At 65.1% G+C, this 15,258-nt stretch carries 16 protein-coding genes; 13 read left to right on the top strand and 3 right to left on the bottom strand.

The features are described from left to right. Nucleotides 1-18: 18 nt before the first annotated feature. The 3 genes from AADZ78_RS25180 to AADZ78_RS25170 are packed head-to-tail and all read right to left on the bottom strand — an operon-like array spanning nucleotide 19 to nucleotide 3,184. On the bottom strand, nucleotides 19-1,032 hold the full coding sequence (locus AADZ78_RS25180; RefSeq protein ID WP_085251871.1) for a zinc-binding dehydrogenase: 1,014 nt from the start codon (nucleotides 1,030-1,032) through the stop codon (nucleotides 19-21). Next, complete coding sequence (locus AADZ78_RS25175; RefSeq protein ID WP_085251870.1) at nucleotides 1,032-2,219, bottom strand: LLM class flavin-dependent oxidoreductase; 1,188 nt, start codon at nucleotides 2,217-2,219, stop codon at nucleotides 1,032-1,034. Before AADZ78_RS25175 ends, AADZ78_RS25180 begins: the two co-directional genes overlap by 1 nt. After that, entirely contained in the window at nucleotides 2,219-3,184 is a 966-nt protein-coding gene (locus AADZ78_RS25170; protein ID WP_085251869.1) for an alpha/beta fold hydrolase, read from the bottom strand. Before AADZ78_RS25170 ends, AADZ78_RS25175 begins: the two co-directional genes overlap by 1 nt. 61 nt (nucleotides 3,185-3,245) lie before the next feature. Between AADZ78_RS25170 and AADZ78_RS25165 the strand changes: the two genes are divergently transcribed. From AADZ78_RS25165 to lysS, 13 genes are all read left to right on the top strand, one after another. After that, a complete protein-coding gene (locus AADZ78_RS25165; RefSeq protein WP_085251868.1) occupies nucleotides 3,246-3,671 on the top strand; it encodes a VOC family protein in 426 nt (141 codons plus the stop codon). A gap of 343 nt (nucleotides 3,672-4,014) precedes the next feature. Further along, nucleotides 4,015-6,258 carry an ATP-dependent zinc metalloprotease FtsH gene (gene ftsH / locus AADZ78_RS25160; protein ID WP_085251866.1) on the top strand — a complete coding sequence of 748 codons (2,244 nt, stop codon included), beginning with the start codon at nucleotides 4,015-4,017 and terminating at the stop codon, nucleotides 6,256-6,258. A 15-nt stretch (nucleotides 6,259-6,273) separates the two neighbouring features. After that, complete coding sequence (gene folE, locus AADZ78_RS25155) at nucleotides 6,274-6,882, top strand: GTP cyclohydrolase I FolE (protein WP_085251865.1); 609 nt, start codon at nucleotides 6,274-6,276, stop codon at nucleotides 6,880-6,882. Between the two features lie 9 nt (nucleotides 6,883-6,891). Beyond that, nucleotides 6,892-7,719 (top strand): dihydropteroate synthase, encoded by an 828-nt coding sequence (gene folP / locus AADZ78_RS25150; RefSeq protein ID WP_085251864.1) that lies wholly within the window; start codon nucleotides 6,892-6,894, stop codon nucleotides 7,717-7,719. Further along, complete coding sequence (folB, locus tag AADZ78_RS25145; protein ID WP_085251863.1) at nucleotides 7,712-8,110, top strand: dihydroneopterin aldolase; 399 nt, start codon at nucleotides 7,712-7,714, stop codon at nucleotides 8,108-8,110. Before folP ends, folB begins: the two co-directional genes overlap by 8 nt. Further along, nucleotides 8,110-8,634 (top strand): 2-amino-4-hydroxy-6-hydroxymethyldihydropteridine diphosphokinase, encoded by a 525-nt coding sequence (gene folK / locus AADZ78_RS25140; protein ID WP_085251862.1) that lies wholly within the window; start codon nucleotides 8,110-8,112, stop codon nucleotides 8,632-8,634. The genes folB and folK overlap by 1 nt, the downstream gene beginning before the upstream one ends. Then, a complete protein-coding gene (locus AADZ78_RS25135) occupies nucleotides 8,634-9,110 on the top strand; it encodes a DUF3180 domain-containing protein (RefSeq protein WP_085251861.1) in 477 nt (158 codons plus the stop codon). The genes folK and AADZ78_RS25135 overlap by 1 nt, the downstream gene beginning before the upstream one ends. Nucleotides 9,111-9,194: 84 nt before the next feature. After that, nucleotides 9,195-10,421: a DUF6779 domain-containing protein gene (locus tag AADZ78_RS25130; RefSeq protein ID WP_085251860.1), complete on the top strand. Its 1,227-nt coding sequence runs from the start codon at nucleotides 9,195-9,197 to the stop codon at nucleotides 10,419-10,421. 100 nt (nucleotides 10,422-10,521) lie between these two features. Then, nucleotides 10,522-11,433 carry a Rossmann-like and DUF2520 domain-containing protein gene (locus AADZ78_RS25125; protein WP_085251880.1) on the top strand — a complete coding sequence of 304 codons (912 nt, stop codon included), beginning with the start codon at nucleotides 10,522-10,524 and terminating at the stop codon, nucleotides 11,431-11,433. Then, nucleotides 11,430-12,362, top strand: coding sequence for a pantoate--beta-alanine ligase (gene panC / locus AADZ78_RS25120; protein ID WP_085251859.1), 933 nt, complete (start codon nucleotides 11,430-11,432; stop codon nucleotides 12,360-12,362). The genes AADZ78_RS25125 and panC overlap by 4 nt, the downstream gene beginning before the upstream one ends. Then, on the top strand, nucleotides 12,362-12,781 hold the full coding sequence (gene panD, locus AADZ78_RS25115; protein WP_085251858.1) for an aspartate 1-decarboxylase: 420 nt from the start codon (nucleotides 12,362-12,364) through the stop codon (nucleotides 12,779-12,781). Before panC ends, panD begins: the two co-directional genes overlap by 1 nt. 2 nt (nucleotides 12,782-12,783) lie before the next feature. Beyond that, nucleotides 12,784-13,602 (top strand): type III pantothenate kinase, encoded by an 819-nt coding sequence (locus AADZ78_RS25110; RefSeq protein ID WP_085251857.1) that lies wholly within the window; start codon nucleotides 12,784-12,786, stop codon nucleotides 13,600-13,602. Between the two features lie 35 nt (nucleotides 13,603-13,637). Then, nucleotides 13,638-15,149, top strand: a complete 1,512-nt coding sequence (lysS, locus tag AADZ78_RS25105) for a lysine--tRNA ligase (protein ID WP_085251856.1) — start codon at nucleotides 13,638-13,640, stop codon at nucleotides 15,147-15,149. Nucleotides 15,150-15,258: the final 109 nt, after the last annotated feature.

Below are 15,258 nucleotides of genomic sequence, written 5' to 3'. Positions count from 1 at the left end.
CGACAAGCCGACAAGAACCTAAGGCGTGACCAGAATCTTGCAGTGCCTCTCCGGGTCGGCCAGGTCGTCAAATGCAGCACCCACTCCGTCGAGACCGACCTCCCCGGTGATCAGCGGGCTGACGTCGGTCTCGCCTTCGGAGATTGCGCGCAGCGAGTCGGCGAACTCCTCCGGGGTGTAGGCGAGTACGAATTGCACGTTGATCTCTTTGGCGATCGCCAAGAACGGATGCATGGTGTCGGGTTGCATGCACACTCCGGCGACGACGAGCCGCGTGCCCGGCCGTGCCCGCGACAACACGTCGTCGATAATCCCGGGCACCCCGACCGCCTCGAAAACCACCGCGGGCTTGACGGTGTCGAACGGCGACCCCTGCGCGGGGTCGAGGACCTGATGTGCGCCCATCGCGGTGGCCAATTCGCGCCGCTTTGGCGAAAAGTCAGCTGCCACAATGGTTTCAACACCACTCCTGCGGAGCGCGGCGATTATCGCGGTGCCAATTGGACCGCAACCGATCACGAGAGCGGTCTCGCGGGGCGAGATGTTGGACTTGTTCACTGCGTGTAACCCCACTGCCATTGGTTCGGTCAGCGCGGCATGTTTGAGGTCAAGGCCATTGGGGACGGGAATCAGGAGCGGGGCCGACAGCAGCATCCGTTCGGCATAGCCACCGATCGTGGTGTTGCTGTAGACGATAGGCTCGACCCCCTTGTCGGACAACAGCACTGGCAGCGACGTGACCAGCGTCCCAGCGGGATAGGTTTCGGTGTCAGGGCCGGCCTCCAGGACTTCGGCGCTGAATTCGTGACCCATGAAGATGTCGCGGTCGAGGTCGACGTCCATGCCGCCGCCACCGCGTGTCATCTGAGCGGTCAGCGCCAGCACCTCTGCGCCGTGCGCGGCGAAATGCAGGTCCGAGCCACATATTCCACACGACCGCACCGCGACCAACACCTGGCCCGGTCCGGGAACGGGATCGGGCACGTCGTCCCGGTAGACCATGCGCCGGTCGCGCAGCACCGAAGCACGCATCAGCCGCTCTCCCTCTCGTGCTCGGACACATGCTCTGTGATGGCCTTGACGACGGCTTGACCGGCGCGGCCGATCAGTTCATCGCGCTTGCCCCTGGCCCAGTCGTGAGATGCCCGCGGCGCTTCGAGTTGTCTCTTGAAATGCGGAATCACCTTGCGGGCGAACAGATCGTAGGAATGGAAAGTCGCTTGCGGTGACGCCCAGTCATGCCCGAGCAGCAACAGCGTCCCGAAGCCGCCGGAGCGGTCGAGCAGATCTTCAATGTGTGCGATCGCGTCGTCGGGTGTGCCGATGCAGCAATTCCCTTTGGCCGCATACTCCTCGACAAATTCTCTGGGCGACTGTGTGCCTTGCACGCTGTTGGCCAGCGGGACAAACCCAGCCGCGCCAAAGTATTTCGAGAAATCGAGCAAACCGTAGGTGCAATCGTCGAACGCTTGGTCGCGAGTGTCCGCCAAGTGCATGATCGAAAGCACGCGCCAATCGGCGCGGTCTGGCTCGTCCCGGCCCACTTTGGCGGCCTGCTCGCGCACCACTTCCCAGGTGTTCTCCAGCGCCGCGTAGCCGCCCGGAACTGACATCGAAAGCGACAGCAGCGATGTACCCAGTGCACCGGCCAGTCGCGGACCAGACGGTGAAATCATTGCGGCCGTTGATATCTCGGGATACGGCCAGGTGTATGGGCGGATATGCAACTGCGCGTCCCGCAAGATGAACCAATCGGAGTGACGGTCGATACGTTCTTCTGGCGCGGCGCGGAACAGCGCGAGGATCGCCTCGAGGGACTCCTGCATCATCCGCCGCTGATCGATCGGATCGATGCCCATCATGTAGGCATCCGACGGCAGCGCGCCCGGCCCGGCGCCGAACATGACCCGCCCGCGGGTCAGATGATCCAGCAGCACCCAGCGATCGGCCACCATCAGCGGATGGTGGTAGGGCAGCGAAACGACGCCGGTACCCAGCCGGATGTGCTTGGTCCGCTCCGCCGCAGCCGCGATGAACACTTCCGGGCACGCGATCAATTCGTAGCCGCCGGAGTGGTGTTCGCCAAACCACGCTTCGTCGTATCCCAGCCGATCGAGCGCGACAACCCGCTCCATGTCGTATTCCAGTGCCACCGTTGGCGATTGGCCCGTCGGATGAAAAGGAGTAATAAAGACGCCGAAACGCATGGGTGCGCTCATCACCACTCCACCGTGCGAAGGAATTCGATAAGCGCCGCATTCACCTCGTCGGGCCGTTCCTGCTGCAGCCAGTGCCCGGCTCCGTCGATCATCACTTCGCGATACGGGCCGGTGATCACTTCGGCGGCCCGATCGCGGCGGGTGAAGGTGAGTACGGGGTCGGCTGTCCCGCCGATGAACAAACACGGCACAGAGATAGTGGCGCCGTTGAGTTCGGCCGTGGTCTCCCAGTTGCGGTCGAAATTGCGATACCAGTTCAGACCGCCGGTGAAGCCCGTTCGAGTGAACTCGCTGATGTAATGATCAAGCTCGTCCTGGCTGATCCAGTCCGGGAGCCCGGCCGGTTCCGGAAGCCGATCGATGAAGCCTTCCGGGCCCGGCGCGAGCATCCGCAGTGCCGCGCTCCGGTCCCCGGGTAGCTGCAGGCCGCCGATCATCCGACGCATCGTGCGGGCCGGATCCCGGCTGAGTTCGGCGTCGGCGACACCCGGTTCCTGGAAGTAGAGGATGTAGAAGAAGTTCTCCCCGAACCTGTCCCGGAGTGCCTGCGTTGGCGGCGTCCGTGGGCGCGGCACCACCGGCACGCTCAACGCGGCGACCCCGGCAACCCGGTCCGGGTGCAACAGTGGTGCATTCCAGACCACGATGGCGCCCCAGTCGTGGCCAATCCAGACCGCGCGCTCGGCGCCGACGTGGTCGAGCAAGCCCACCATGTCGGCGGTCAACTCGTGAATGTTGTAGGCCTCGATCGCCTCCGGACAAGACGACCCGCCGTAGCCGCGCTGATCGGGAGCCAGCACGTGGTAGCCGGCTTCGGCTAGGGCCGGAATCTGGTGTCGCCATGAATAGGCCAGTTCGGGAAAGCCGTGGGCCAATATCACTACCGGTGCGCCGCGGTCCCCGGCCTCGATCACGTGCAGCTGCAAACCATTGGTGTCTACTAGTCGCTCGGTAGCCAAGCCCATGGTCTCACCAAATCACAACGGCACTGGGCTGAGAAGGGCTTAGCGAGCATGATATTGATCCATGCGGCTTGACCACATCGTGCTCTGGACAACGGATCCGCGGACGGCGATGGACTTCTATACGAGGGTCGTCGGGTTGACGCCGGTGCGATTCGAAGAGTTCCAGGCCGGAGAAGCGCCGTTCCCGAGCGTGCGGGTGAGCGAGGAATCCATCATCGACTTGATGCCGGCCGAAGGCGCTGGCCCTACCGAGTCGATGACGAAAGTCGCAGGCAGCGCCGGCCATCGGGTAAATCATGTCTGCCTGGCAATGTCGAAATCCGAATACGACGAACTCGATCAACGTTTGCAGCAAGCGGGCGTGGACACCAGCGCCCGGCTGAACCATTCCTTCGGGGCGCAGGGGTGGGCACCGCAGGGCTACTACTTCGCTGATCCGGACGGCAATGTGGTCGAGGCCCGTTACTACGAGCAGCTACGCCGGTAAGGCCGTACCGCCAGCACCATGTGTCCGACGTGGTGCCGGCGCAATGCTGGTGTTGACGATTGCGCAGCACCTCGGCCACTACGGCGCTAGTCGGGGCGGCGTCTTGTGTTGTTTGCCATGTTCCGGATCTATTAGGAACGGTCGGTCGTTGGTCTAGCGAGACGGTGACGACCCGCTGCGCTCCGGCTCGGCAGGGCTCGGCGAGACGGTGGCGACCCGCTGCGCTCCGGCTCCGCCGGAGCTTGCGATCGCCACTTCCCGGGCTGGCGATCGCCACGGGCGGTAGCCTTGGTTTTCCAGCTGCGTATATAGGGAAGGACCTGGCCGGCACGGCCGATGATTGATGAACCGGAAAAACTTGATCCGCACCATAACGGCGATTGCCGTCGTGGTGTTACTCGGCTGGTCATTCTTCTACTTCAGTGACGACACCCGCGGCTACAAGCCCGTCGACACCTCGGTGGCGATGGCTCAGATCAACAGCGACAACGTCAAGAGCGCGCAGATCGATGACCGCGAACAGCAGCTGCGGCTGACCCTGAAGAAGGGCAACAACGACACCGACAATTCCGACAAGGTCATCACCAAGTACCCCACCGGGTATGCCGTCGACCTGTTCAACGCTCTCAACGCCAAGAACGCAAAGGTCAGCACCGTCGTCAACGAAGGCAGCATCCTGGGCGAGCTGCTCGTCTACGTGCTGCCGCTGCTGTTGCTGGTCGGCCTGTTCGTGATGTTCTCCCGCATGCAGGGCGGCGCCCGAATGGGCTTCGGCTTCGGCAAATCGCGCGCCAAGCAGCTCTCCAAGGACATGCCCAAGACCACGTTCGCCGACGTCGCGGGCGTCGACGAGGCGGTCGAGGAGCTCTACGAGATCAAGGACTTCCTGCAGAACCCCAGCAGGTACCAGGCGCTGGGCGCCAAGATCCCCAAAGGCGTGCTGCTCTACGGGCCACCGGGGACCGGCAAGACCCTGCTGGCCCGCGCGGTAGCGGGAGAGGCGGGCGTTCCGTTCTTCACCATCTCCGGATCGGATTTCGTCGAGATGTTCGTCGGCGTCGGTGCCTCGCGAGTGCGGGACCTTTTCGAGCAGGCCAAGCAGAACAGCCCGTGCATCATCTTCGTCGACGAGATCGACGCCGTGGGCCGACAAAGAGGCGCCGGGCTGGGCGGTGGCCACGACGAGCGCGAGCAGACGCTGAACCAGTTGCTGGTGGAGATGGACGGCTTCGGTGATCGCGCCGGCGTCATACTGATCGCGGCCACCAACCGGCCCGACATCCTCGACCCCGCGTTGCTGCGGCCCGGCCGTTTCGACCGCCAGATCCCGGTGTCCAACCCCGACCTGGCCGGGCGCCGCGCCGTCCTCCGCGTGCACTCCAAGGGCAAGCCGATCGCCGACGACGCCGACCTGGACGGGCTAGCCAAGCGGACCGTCGGCATGACCGGCGCCGACCTGGCCAACGTCATCAACGAGGCGGCGCTGCTGACCGCCCGGGAGAACGGCACGGTTATTACCGGTCCCGCCCTGGAAGAGGCGGTCGACCGGGTGATCGGCGGGCCCCGACGCAAGGGCCGGATCATCAGCGAGCACGAGAAGAAGATCACCGCCTATCACGAGGGTGGGCACACGCTGGCGGCCTGGGCGATGCCAGATATCGACCCGGTCTACAAGGTGACGATCCTCGCCAGAGGACGCACGGGCGGCCACGCGGTCGCCGTGCCGGAAGAAGACAAGGGCCTAAGAACCCGCTCGGAGATGATCGCGCAGCTGGTGTTCGCGATGGGCGGGCGCGCCGCCGAGGAATTGGTCTTCCGTGAGCCAACGACGGGCGCGGTGTCCGACATCGAGCAAGCCACCAAGGTCGCCCGGGCGATGGTCACCGAGTTCGGTATGAGCGCCCGGCTCGGCGCGGTCAAATACGGCACCGAACACGGTGATCCGTTCCTCGGCCGCACCATGGGCACGCAACCGGACTATTCGCACGAGGTCGCCCGCGAAATCGACGAAGAGGTCCGCAAGCTCATCGAGGCGGCACACACCGAGGCGTGGGAGATTCTCACCGAATACCGCGACGTGCTCGACACCCTGGCCGGCGAGCTGCTGGAAAAAGAAACCCTGCACCGACCCGAACTGGAAAGCATCTTCGCCAACGTCGAAAAGCGGCCTCGGCTCACCATGTTCGACGACTTCGGTGGCCGGATCCCGTCGGACAAGCCGCCCATCAAGACGCCCGGCGAGCTGGCGATCGAGCGGGGCGAACCGTGGCCGCAGCCGATCCCCGAGCCGGCGTTCAAGGCGGCCATCGCACAGGCAACCCAGGCGGCTGAGGCGGCCGAAGCCGAAGCGGGCCTTGCTGGACGCGGCGCCAACGGTTCGCACAGTGCCAGCCATGCGCCCACCCAGCCTGATTACGGCGCCCCGGCCGGGTGGCGTGCGCCTGGATGGCCACCGCAGTCGTCCAATCGCCCTCGGCCCGCGCCCTATCCCGCTTATCGTCCTGATCAAACCGAGCCGGATGCCGACGAGCCGTCCGAGCCGTCGGACAAGGGCGTCAGTCGGTCGAATCCGCCGGCGCACGGTTGACGAACGGAGGCTTCGATGACGCAGTTAGATTCCCGGGACGCAGCCGATCAGGTGCGGGTGTTCAACCAGCCGCGTGCCGAAGCCGCCATCCGCGAATTGCTGCTTGCGATCGGCGAAGACCCGGACCGAGACGGTTTACGCGAGACTCCGGCCCGCGTCGCTCGCGCCTACCGAGAGATATTCGCTGGGCTCTACATCGACCCCAGCACGGTGCTGAGCACGATGTTTGACGAGGACCACAACGAGTTGGTGATCGTCAAGGCGATACCGCTGTACTCCACCTGCGAGCACCACCTGGTGTCGTTCCACGGCGTGGCGCATGTCGGCTACATCCCCAATGTGGACGGCCGGGTGACCGGGTTGTCGAAGATCGCGCGGCTGGTTGACTTGTATGCCAAGCGACCGCAGGTGCAGGAACGGCTCACCAGCCAGATCGCCGACGCCCTGGTGGAACGGCTTGAGCCGCGCGGGGTCATCGTGGTCGTTGAGGCCGAGCATTTGTGCATGGCGATGCGCGGCGTGCGTAAGCCCGGTGCGATCACGACTACGTCGGCGGTGCGGGGCCAGTTCAAGACCGATGCCGCTTCTCGAGCCGAAGCGCTCGATCTGATTCTGCGTAAGTGAATCCGGCGCGTGCAGGTTGTGGGCGTACTGAACGTCACTGACGACTCATTTTCGGACGGCGGACGGTATCTCGACGCTGAAGGCGCGGTGCAGCATGGTCGGGCATTGGCCGCACAGGGCGCGGGGGTTATCGACGTCGGCGGGGAGTCGACTCGGCCCGGTGCCACTCGGGTAGACCCGGGAGTCGAGACGTCGCGCGTGGTACCCGTCGTCAAAGAACTTGCGGCACAGGGCATTACCGTCAGCATTGACACAATGCACGCCGATGTCGCACGCGCGGCGCTGGAAAACGGTGCCCAGATCGTCAACGATGTGTCCGGTGGACGCGCCGATCCGGCGATGGCGCCACTGGTGGCGGAAGCCGGTGTGCAGTGGGTATTGATGCACTGGCGGCGGGTGTCGGCGGACATCCCGCATCAGGTTCCGCACTACCAGGACGTGGTGGCCGAAGTGCGCGCCGATCTGCTCGCATGCGTCGACGACGCGGTGTCCGCGGGTGTCGATCCGGCAAAGCTGGTGATCGATCCGGGGCTTGGATTCGCCAAGACGGGACAACACAATTGGGCGCTGCTGCACGCCTTGCCGGAGTTTGTTGGCACCGGTGTCCCGGTGCTACTGGGCGCCTCGCGCAAACGCTTCCTCGGTGCCCTGTTAGCCAGACCGGACGGCAAGGCGCGACCGCCTGACGGCCGCGAGACGGCGACGGCGGTGATTTCCGCGCTGGCGGCCCTGCATGGGGCATGGGGTGTGCGTGTACACGACGTGAGAGCCTCGGTCGATGCCCTCAAGGTCGTCGAAGCCTGGCAGCGCGGCGAAAGGACCGGACCCGATGGCTGACCGCATCGAATTGCGCGGCTTGACTGTTCATGGCTATCACGGCGTCTACGACCACGAGCGGGTCAGCGGGCAGCGCTTTGTCGTCGATATCACGTTGTGGATCGACCTGGCCGATGCGGCCAAGAGCGATGAGCTGGCCGACACCTATGACTATGTTGAGCTGGCCGCGCGTGCGGCCGAGATCGTCGGGGGACCCCCGCGGCGGCTGATCGAAACGGTCGGGGCCGAGATCGCCGACCACGTGATGGGCGATGAGCGTGTCCATGCCGTCGAGGTGGTGGTGCACAAGCCACAGGCTCCCATCCAGCAGATATTCGCAGATGTGGCGGTGGTGACCCGACGGTCGCGGCGCGGCGGTCGAGGTTCGATCATCCCCGCGAGTGAGGTGTGATGAGCCGCGCGGTGCTGTCCATCGGCTCCAACCTGGGTGACCGCTTGGCCCGGCTGCAGTCGGCAGTCGATGCGATGGGCGACGTTGTTGCGGCCTCTGGCGTGTACGAGGCGGATCCTTGGGGCGACGTCGAGCAGGGACCGTTCCTCAATGCGATTCTCATCGTCGACGACCCGGCTTGCGACGCCCAGGACTGGTTGCGTCGAGCTCAGGAGGCAGAGCGGGCAGCGGGTCGGGTGCGCGGCGAACGTTGGGGCCCGCGCACTCTCGACGTGGACCTGATCGCCTGCTACCGGACAGGGCCGGACGGGCCGGTCGAAATCCTGGCGAACGACCCCAACCTGACACTGCCGCATCCGCGCGCCCATTTGCGGGCGTTCGTGATGATCCCGTGGTTGGAGGTCGATCCCGGGGCGCGGCTGACGGTCGCCGGCCAAGTCCGGCCGGTTGCCGAGCTGCTGGCCGAACTGGAGCCGGCAGAGCGGGAGAGTGTGCGGATGTCGCCTTTGGTGCTGGAAAGCTGATGGGACCGACCAGAAAACGTGACCTCACGGCCGCGGTGATCTGTGCTGCGGTGGTGGGTTACCTGCTGGTCGGGGTGTTGTACCGGTGGTTTCCGCCAATCACGGTGTGGACGGGCCTGTCGCTGCTCGCAGTGGCCGTTGCCGAGGCGCTGTGGGGGCGTTACGTGCGGGCAAAGATCAACGACGGCGAGATCGGGGACGGGCCCGGTTGGTTACACCCGCTCGCGGTGGCGCGCAGCCTGGTGGTCGCCAAGGCGTCGGCGTGGGTGGGTGCGCTGGTGCTGGGTTGGTGGATCGGGGTGCTGGTGTACTTCCTACCGCGGCTGTCGTGGCAGCGGGCGGTCGCCGAGGACAACACCGGAGCAGTGGTGGCTGCCGTCAGCGCGCTGGCTTTGGTGGTTGCCGCGCTGTGGCTGCAACATTGCTGCAAATCTCCCCAAGATCCGACTGAGCGCGGTGAGGGCGCGGAAACCTAGCCGGCTTGGGCTGGTGGAAACTCGGCGCGAGAATCGCCGGACTTGCGCGACACGCGGAGTGACCTCGCCCGGTACAGTCAGGCCATGACCGTTCTGTCCCGCGGCGCCCGGGTCCGGCGCGGCGGCCGCAGGCCGGGGTGGGTGCTCTTGACGACGTTGCTGGTCTTCGCAATCGGGGCCAGTTCCGCGTTGGTTTTCACCAATCGCGTGGAACTGCTCAAGCTCGCTGTGATCCTGGCGCTGTGGGCCGCAGTCGCCGGCGCATTCGTGTCGGTGCTGTACCGCCGGCAAGCCGAGGGCGACCAGGCCCGGGCGCGTGATCTGAAGCTTGTCTACGACCTTCAGTTGGATCGCGAAATTTCCGCCCGACGCGAGTACGAGCTAACTGTGGAGTCCCAGCTGCGCCGCGAGTTGGCCTCCGAGCTGCGCGGCGCCGCCGCGGACGAGGTGGCCGCGCTGCGGGCGGAACTGTCCGCGCTGCGGACCAGCCTGGAGATCTTGTTCGACGCGGACCTGCAGCACCGCCCGGCGCTGGAGACGCAAAACACCGAAAGCCCACCCGTCGACTGGGTGTCCAGCGATCGGCTCAGGGCAGTTCGGCGGGAAGAAGCCAGCAGCCGCACCGACGACAGCGCGATCATCGATGTGCCGGAGGAACCATTGTTGCCGCCGCGGCACCCGACACCCTCGGGGGAGCGGGTACACATGCAATATGAGGCCCCGCCACTGCAACCCGATCCGCTGTATCAGCCGCGCCATCGGCCCCCGCCGCCAGCACCGCCGCAACCACCGTTTCGGGAGCCCGCGCCCTCGCAGTGGCAGCCGGTCCCCGCTGACGGTCAGTGGCTGCCCCCTGGAACACCCGGCAGCAGCTGGTCGTCCGCCGACGCCGTCGCCCCGCCCGCCCCACCCAACGAGGGCCGACGGCGGCGTGCCCGGCACTCGAACCCGGAGGACCACGAGGAGAGCCCGCCGGCCCAGGCCGATGTCGCGGCGGAATATGGCGGACGCCGGTCCCGGTCTCGCCATTCGGCGGAGTACCGCGACTATGGCGTGGCCGGCCTGGTTGGCACTCCTCCAGCCGCAACTGGTCCGGCAACTGCCCCAGCGCCACCCCGTCTGGCCCCGGCGCCACCTCCCGAGCCTGCGCCCCGGCACCGCAGCGCCGAGGCGGTGACGGAGGGCCAAGCTGGCCCAGATGTCTCGGATGAACGCGCACCAAGAACTGGTGGTCATTCGGTCGCCGACCTGATGGCGCGACTTCAGATCGAGCCGAGCGGAGGCGGTCGACGTCGTCGCCGTGACGGATGACACTGGGTACCGCCTAACAAATCGACTACAGTCATAGGGACCGTCCGGTACCCGATCGATGGGACTGGAACGAACCAAGAAGCATGTGAGGTCGTCTGCTGTGGTGCAGTTCGACGGTTTGCGCCCGGCCAGGCTCAAGGTGGGGATCATCTCTGGCGGCCGGGTAGGCACCGCGTTAGGCGTTGCGCTGGAGCGCGCCGACCACGTTGTGGTGGCGTGCAGCGCCATCTCCCACGCGTCCCTGCAGCGGGTGCAGCGCAGGCTGCCGGATACCCCGGTACTACCGCCGCCCGATGTCGCCGCCGGCGCCGAGCTGCTGCTGTTGGCGGTTCCTGACAGCGAACTTGCGGGTCTGGTGTCCGGCTTGGCGGCCACCTCGGCGGTGCGTCGCGGCACGATCGTGGCGCACACGTCCGGCGCCAACGGGACCGGAATTCTCGCGCCGTTGACCGAGCAGGGCTGCACGCCGCTGGCCATCCACCCGGCAATGACCTTCACCGGCTCCGACGAGGACATCAGCCGGTTGCCGGACACCTGCTTCGGGATTACCGCCGCCGACGATGTCGGATATGCGATTGGGCAGTCACTGGTGCTGGAGATGGGCGGCGAGCCATTCAGAGTGCACGAGGATGCACGCGTCCTCTATCACGCTGCCCTGGCCCACGCGAGCAACCACCTGGTGACCGTTGTGGCCGACGCCGTCGAGGCGTTGCGCGTCGCCTTGCGCGGTACCGAACTGCTTGGCCAACAACTCGTCGACAACCAGCCTGGCGGGATCGCCGAACGCATCGTCGGACCGTTGGCACGTGCGGCGCTGGAGAACACGCTGCAGCGTGGGCAGGCCGCGCTCACCGGGCCGGTGGCCCGCGGTGATGCGGCCGCGGTTGCCGGCCACTTGGCCGCACTGGCCCAGGCGGATCCACAGTTGGCCCAGGCATATCGGGTGAACGCGCTGCGTACCGCGCAACGTGCCCACGCTCCCGACGACGTCGTCGAGGTGTTGGCGCCATGACTAAGCCCACCTTCAATCCCGGCGCGCTGAACGTGTACTCGGCTCCCAGTGACGTCACCGATGTGACCCGCGCGCTGCGACACACCGGCCGACGGGTGATGTTGGTGCCCACGATGGGAGCGCTGCACGAGGGCCACCTTGCCCTGGTGCGCGCGGCCAAGCGGGTGCCGGGTGCGGTGGTCGTGGTGTCGATCTTCGTCAACCCACTGCAATTCGGTGCCGGGGAAGATCGTGACGCCTATCCCCGAACCTTGGACGACGACCTGGCGCAATTGCGCGCCGAAGGTGTTGAGGTCGTCTTCGCGCCCACCGCAGCGGCGATGTATCCCCATGGCCTGCGCACTACCGTGCAGCCCGGTCCGCTGGCTACCGAACTCGAAGGCGCCGCTCGGCCAACGCATTTCGCCGGCGTGTTGACCGTCGTGCTCAAGCTGTTTGCGATCGTGCGACCGGACGCGGCGTTCTTCGGCGAGAAGGACTACCAGCAGTTGGTGCTGATCCGGCAGATGGTCGCGGACTTGAACGTCGACGTCCGGGTGGTCGGGGTGCCCACCGTGCGGGAAGCCGATGGCTTGGCGATGTCGTCGCGCAATCGCTACCTCGACCCGATCCAGCGTGAAGCGGCCGTGGCGCTCTCAGCGGCGCTGTCCGCCGGTGCTCATGCCGCAACGGCCGGTGCCCAGGCCGCGCTGGACGCGGCCCGCGCCGTGCTCGACGCGGTGCCTGATCTCTCCGTCGACTACCTGGAGCTGCGTGATGCCGAGCTTGGTCCGGTACGGCTCGACAAATCCGGCCGGCTGCTGGTTGCCGCCAGGCTGGGCACCACCAGGCTCCTGGACAACATTGAAATCCAGATCGGAACTTTCGCCGGCACCGTCGGGCCGGACGAACCTGAGGCGGAATTCGCCCAATCACATTGGAGGAACTGATGTTACGGACGATGCTGAAATCGAAGATCCACCGTGCCACCGTCACGCAGGCCGACCTGCATTACGTTGGGTCGGTAACCATTGACGCGGACCTGATGGACGCCGCGGACCTGCTTGAAGGAGAGCAGGTGACGATTGTCGATATCGACAACGGCGCCCGGCTCGTCACCTATGCGATCACCGGGGAACGCGGCAGTGGCGTGATTGGAATCAATGGCGCCGCCGCGCATCTCGTCCACCCGGGTGATCTGGTGATCCTGATCGCGTACGGAACCATGGAGGACGCCGAGGCCCGCGCTTATAAGCCGCGGATCGTGTTCGTCGACGCTCAGAATAAGCAGATCGACCTCGGCCACGACCCGGCCTATGTGCCTGATGGCGTTGATGAGCTACTGGACCCACGGATCGGTGTGCGGTAGCCGTGCTGCTGGCGATCGACGTCCGCAACACCCACACGGTAGTCGGCCTGATTTCCGGAGCCAAAGAGCACGCAAAGGTCGTGCAGCAGTGGCGGATACGCACTGAATCCGAAGTCACCGCGGACGAGCTGGCGCTCACTATCGACGGTCTCATCGGCGAAGATGCCGAGCGGCTCACCGGCGCCGCCGGCTTGTCCACCGTCCCGTCGGTGCTGCACGAGGTTCGGATCATGCTCGATCAGTACTGGCCGTCGGTCCCACACCTGCTGATCGAGCCGGGCGTGCGTACCGGTATCCCACTGCTGGTCGACAACCCGAAAGAGGTGGGCGCCGACCGGATCGTGAACTGTCTTGCCGCGTACCACAAGTTCGGCAAGGCGGCGATCGTCGTCGATTTCGGATCGTCGATCTGCGTGGATACGGTGTCAGCCAAGGGTGAATTTCTCGGTGGGGCCATTGCGCCGGGCGTGCAGGTGTCTTCCGATGCGGCGGCGGCCCGCTCTGCCGCCCTGCGCCGCGTCGAATTGGCCCGCCCCCGTTCGGTTGTCGGCAAGAATACTGTCGAATGCATGCAGGCCGGTGCGGTGTTCGGCTTCGCCGGGCTGGTCGACGGCCTCGTCAGCCGCGTCCGCGAAGATGTGCGTGGATTCAGTGGCGACGACGACGTCGCGGTTGTGGCCACGGGGCACACTGCGCCACTTTTGCTTCCCGAGTTGCATACCGTCGAGCACTACGACCAGCATCTGACGTTGCATGGTCTGCGGCTCGTCTTCGAACGTAATCAGGACGCTCAACGCGGCCGGCTAAAGACGGCGCGCTGACGCGGCTCGTCTCCGACCCCTTAAGCTGGCACGTCGTGAGTGCCCAGGATAAGGAAGCCGAGACCGACCTTCCCGAGCAATTCCGGATCCGTCGCGACAAGCGCGCTCGCCTGCTCGACGAGGGCCGCCAGGCTTACCCGGTCGCGGTGCAGCGCACCCACACCCTGGCCGAGGTCCGCGCCGCCCATCCTGACCTGGCGATCGATGAAGCCACCGATGACATCGTTGGTGTCGCGGGCCGGGTGGTATTCGCCCGCAACACCGGAAAACTGTGCTTCGCAACGCTGCAGGACGGCGACGGCACCCAGTTACAGGCGATGATCAGCCTGGACAAGGTAGGGCAGGAAGCCCTCGATGCGTGGAAGGCCGACGTCGATATCGGCGACATCGTCTACGTGCACGGCGCTGTGATCAATTCACGCCGCGGGGAATTATCCGTTCTTGCTGATTCGTGGCGGATGGCAGTGAAGTCGTTGCGGCCCCTGCCGGTGGCGCACAAGGAGATGAGCGAAGAATCGCGCGTTCGGCAGCGCTATGTCGACCTCATCGTGCGCCCCCAAGCACGCGCGGTCGCCCGTCAGCGGATCGCGGTCATGCGTGCGATACGCAATGGACTGGAACGACGCGGGTTCCTCGAAGTCGAGACGCCGATGTTGCAAACACTGGCCGGTGGGGCCGCGGCCCGGCCGTTCGTCACCCATTCCAATGCCCTCGACATCGATCTTTACCTGCGGATCGCGCCGGAACTGTTCCTCAAGCGATGCATAGTCGGTGGTTTCGACAAAGTCTTCGAACTTAATCGTGTGTTCCGAAACGAAGGGGCCGATTCCACGCATTCCCCGGAATTCTCCATGTTGGAGACCTACCAGACGTATGGAACCTATGACGATTCGGCTGTCACCACGCGGGAGCTTATTCAAGAGGTAGCCGACGAGGCGATCGGGACCAGACAACTGCCGATGCCCGATGGCAGCGTCTACGACATCGACGGAGAATGGGCGACCATACAAATGTATCCGTCGTTGTCGGCGGCACTTGGCGAAGAGATCACGCCACAGACGTCGATCGATCGCTTACGTGCCATAGCACATCAACTGGACGTTGACATTCTTGACAAGCGTGGCGTTGGTCACGGCAAACTCGTCGAGGAACTCTGGGAGCACACGGTAGGCAAGACGTTGACTGCGCCTACATTTGTCAAGGATTTTCCGGTAGAGACAACGCCATTGACCCGCCAGCACCGCAGTATCCCCGGAGTGACCGAGAAGTGGGATCTCTACTTGCGCGGAGTGGAACTGGCGACCGGGTACTCGGAATTAAACGATCCCGTCGTGCAGCGGGAGAGATTCGCAGATCAGGTCCGTGCCGCGGTCGCCGGCGATGACGAGGCGATGCCACTTGACGAGGATTTTCTGGCCGCTCTCGAGTACGGGATGCCACCGTGCACGGGAACGGGAATGGGTATCGATCGGTTGTTGATGTCTTTGACCGGCCTGTCAATTAGGGAGACAGTTTTGTTCCCGATTGTTCGGCCTCACTCCAACTGAACTGCTTGTGTTGTGTCTGGATTGAGTATTTTGCGTTCCTATGGCAGATTGGTGACTGGGGAGTCAATCCGTACGCAACACTAACTGCACAGGAAGAAACGCGAGGGTA

Origin of the sequence: Mycobacterium riyadhense, from assembly GCF_963853645.1 — a bacterium.
GTDB classification, from domain to species: Bacteria; Actinomycetota; Actinomycetes; order Mycobacteriales; family Mycobacteriaceae; genus Mycobacterium; species Mycobacterium riyadhense.
The sequence above is the reverse complement of the archived record's forward strand: the minus strand, read 5'-3'. Positions and strand labels throughout refer to the sequence as shown.

What these genes read in the sequence shown, in the direction of transcription:
- AADZ78_RS25180 (WP_085251871.1), bottom strand. Translation starts at nt 1,032, where the DNA reads ATGCGTGCTTCGGTGCTGCGCGACCGGCGCATGGTCTACCGGGACGAC.
- AADZ78_RS25175 (WP_085251870.1), bottom strand. Translation starts at nt 2,219, where the DNA reads ATGAGCGCACCCATGCGTTTCGGCGTCTTTATTACTCCTTTTCATCCG.
- AADZ78_RS25170 (WP_085251869.1), bottom strand. Translation starts at nt 3,184, where the DNA reads ATGGGCTTGGCTACCGAGCGACTAGTAGACACCAATGGTTTGCAGCTG.
- AADZ78_RS25165 (WP_085251868.1), top strand. Translation starts at nt 3,246, where the DNA reads ATGCGGCTTGACCACATCGTGCTCTGGACAACGGATCCGCGGACGGCG.
- ftsH (WP_085251866.1), top strand. Translation starts at nt 4,015, where the DNA reads ATGAACCGGAAAAACTTGATCCGCACCATAACGGCGATTGCCGTCGTG.
- folE (WP_085251865.1), top strand. Translation starts at nt 6,274, where the DNA reads ATGACGCAGTTAGATTCCCGGGACGCAGCCGATCAGGTGCGGGTGTTC.
- folB (WP_085251863.1), top strand. Translation starts at nt 7,712, where the DNA reads ATGGCTGACCGCATCGAATTGCGCGGCTTGACTGTTCATGGCTATCAC.
- folK (WP_085251862.1), top strand. Translation starts at nt 8,110, where the DNA reads ATGAGCCGCGCGGTGCTGTCCATCGGCTCCAACCTGGGTGACCGCTTG.
- AADZ78_RS25135 (WP_085251861.1), top strand. Translation starts at nt 8,634, where the DNA reads ATGGGACCGACCAGAAAACGTGACCTCACGGCCGCGGTGATCTGTGCT.
- AADZ78_RS25130 (WP_085251860.1), top strand. Translation starts at nt 9,195, where the DNA reads ATGACCGTTCTGTCCCGCGGCGCCCGGGTCCGGCGCGGCGGCCGCAGG.
- panC (WP_085251859.1), top strand. Translation starts at nt 11,430, where the DNA reads ATGACTAAGCCCACCTTCAATCCCGGCGCGCTGAACGTGTACTCGGCT.
- panD (WP_085251858.1), top strand. Translation starts at nt 12,362, where the DNA reads ATGTTACGGACGATGCTGAAATCGAAGATCCACCGTGCCACCGTCACG.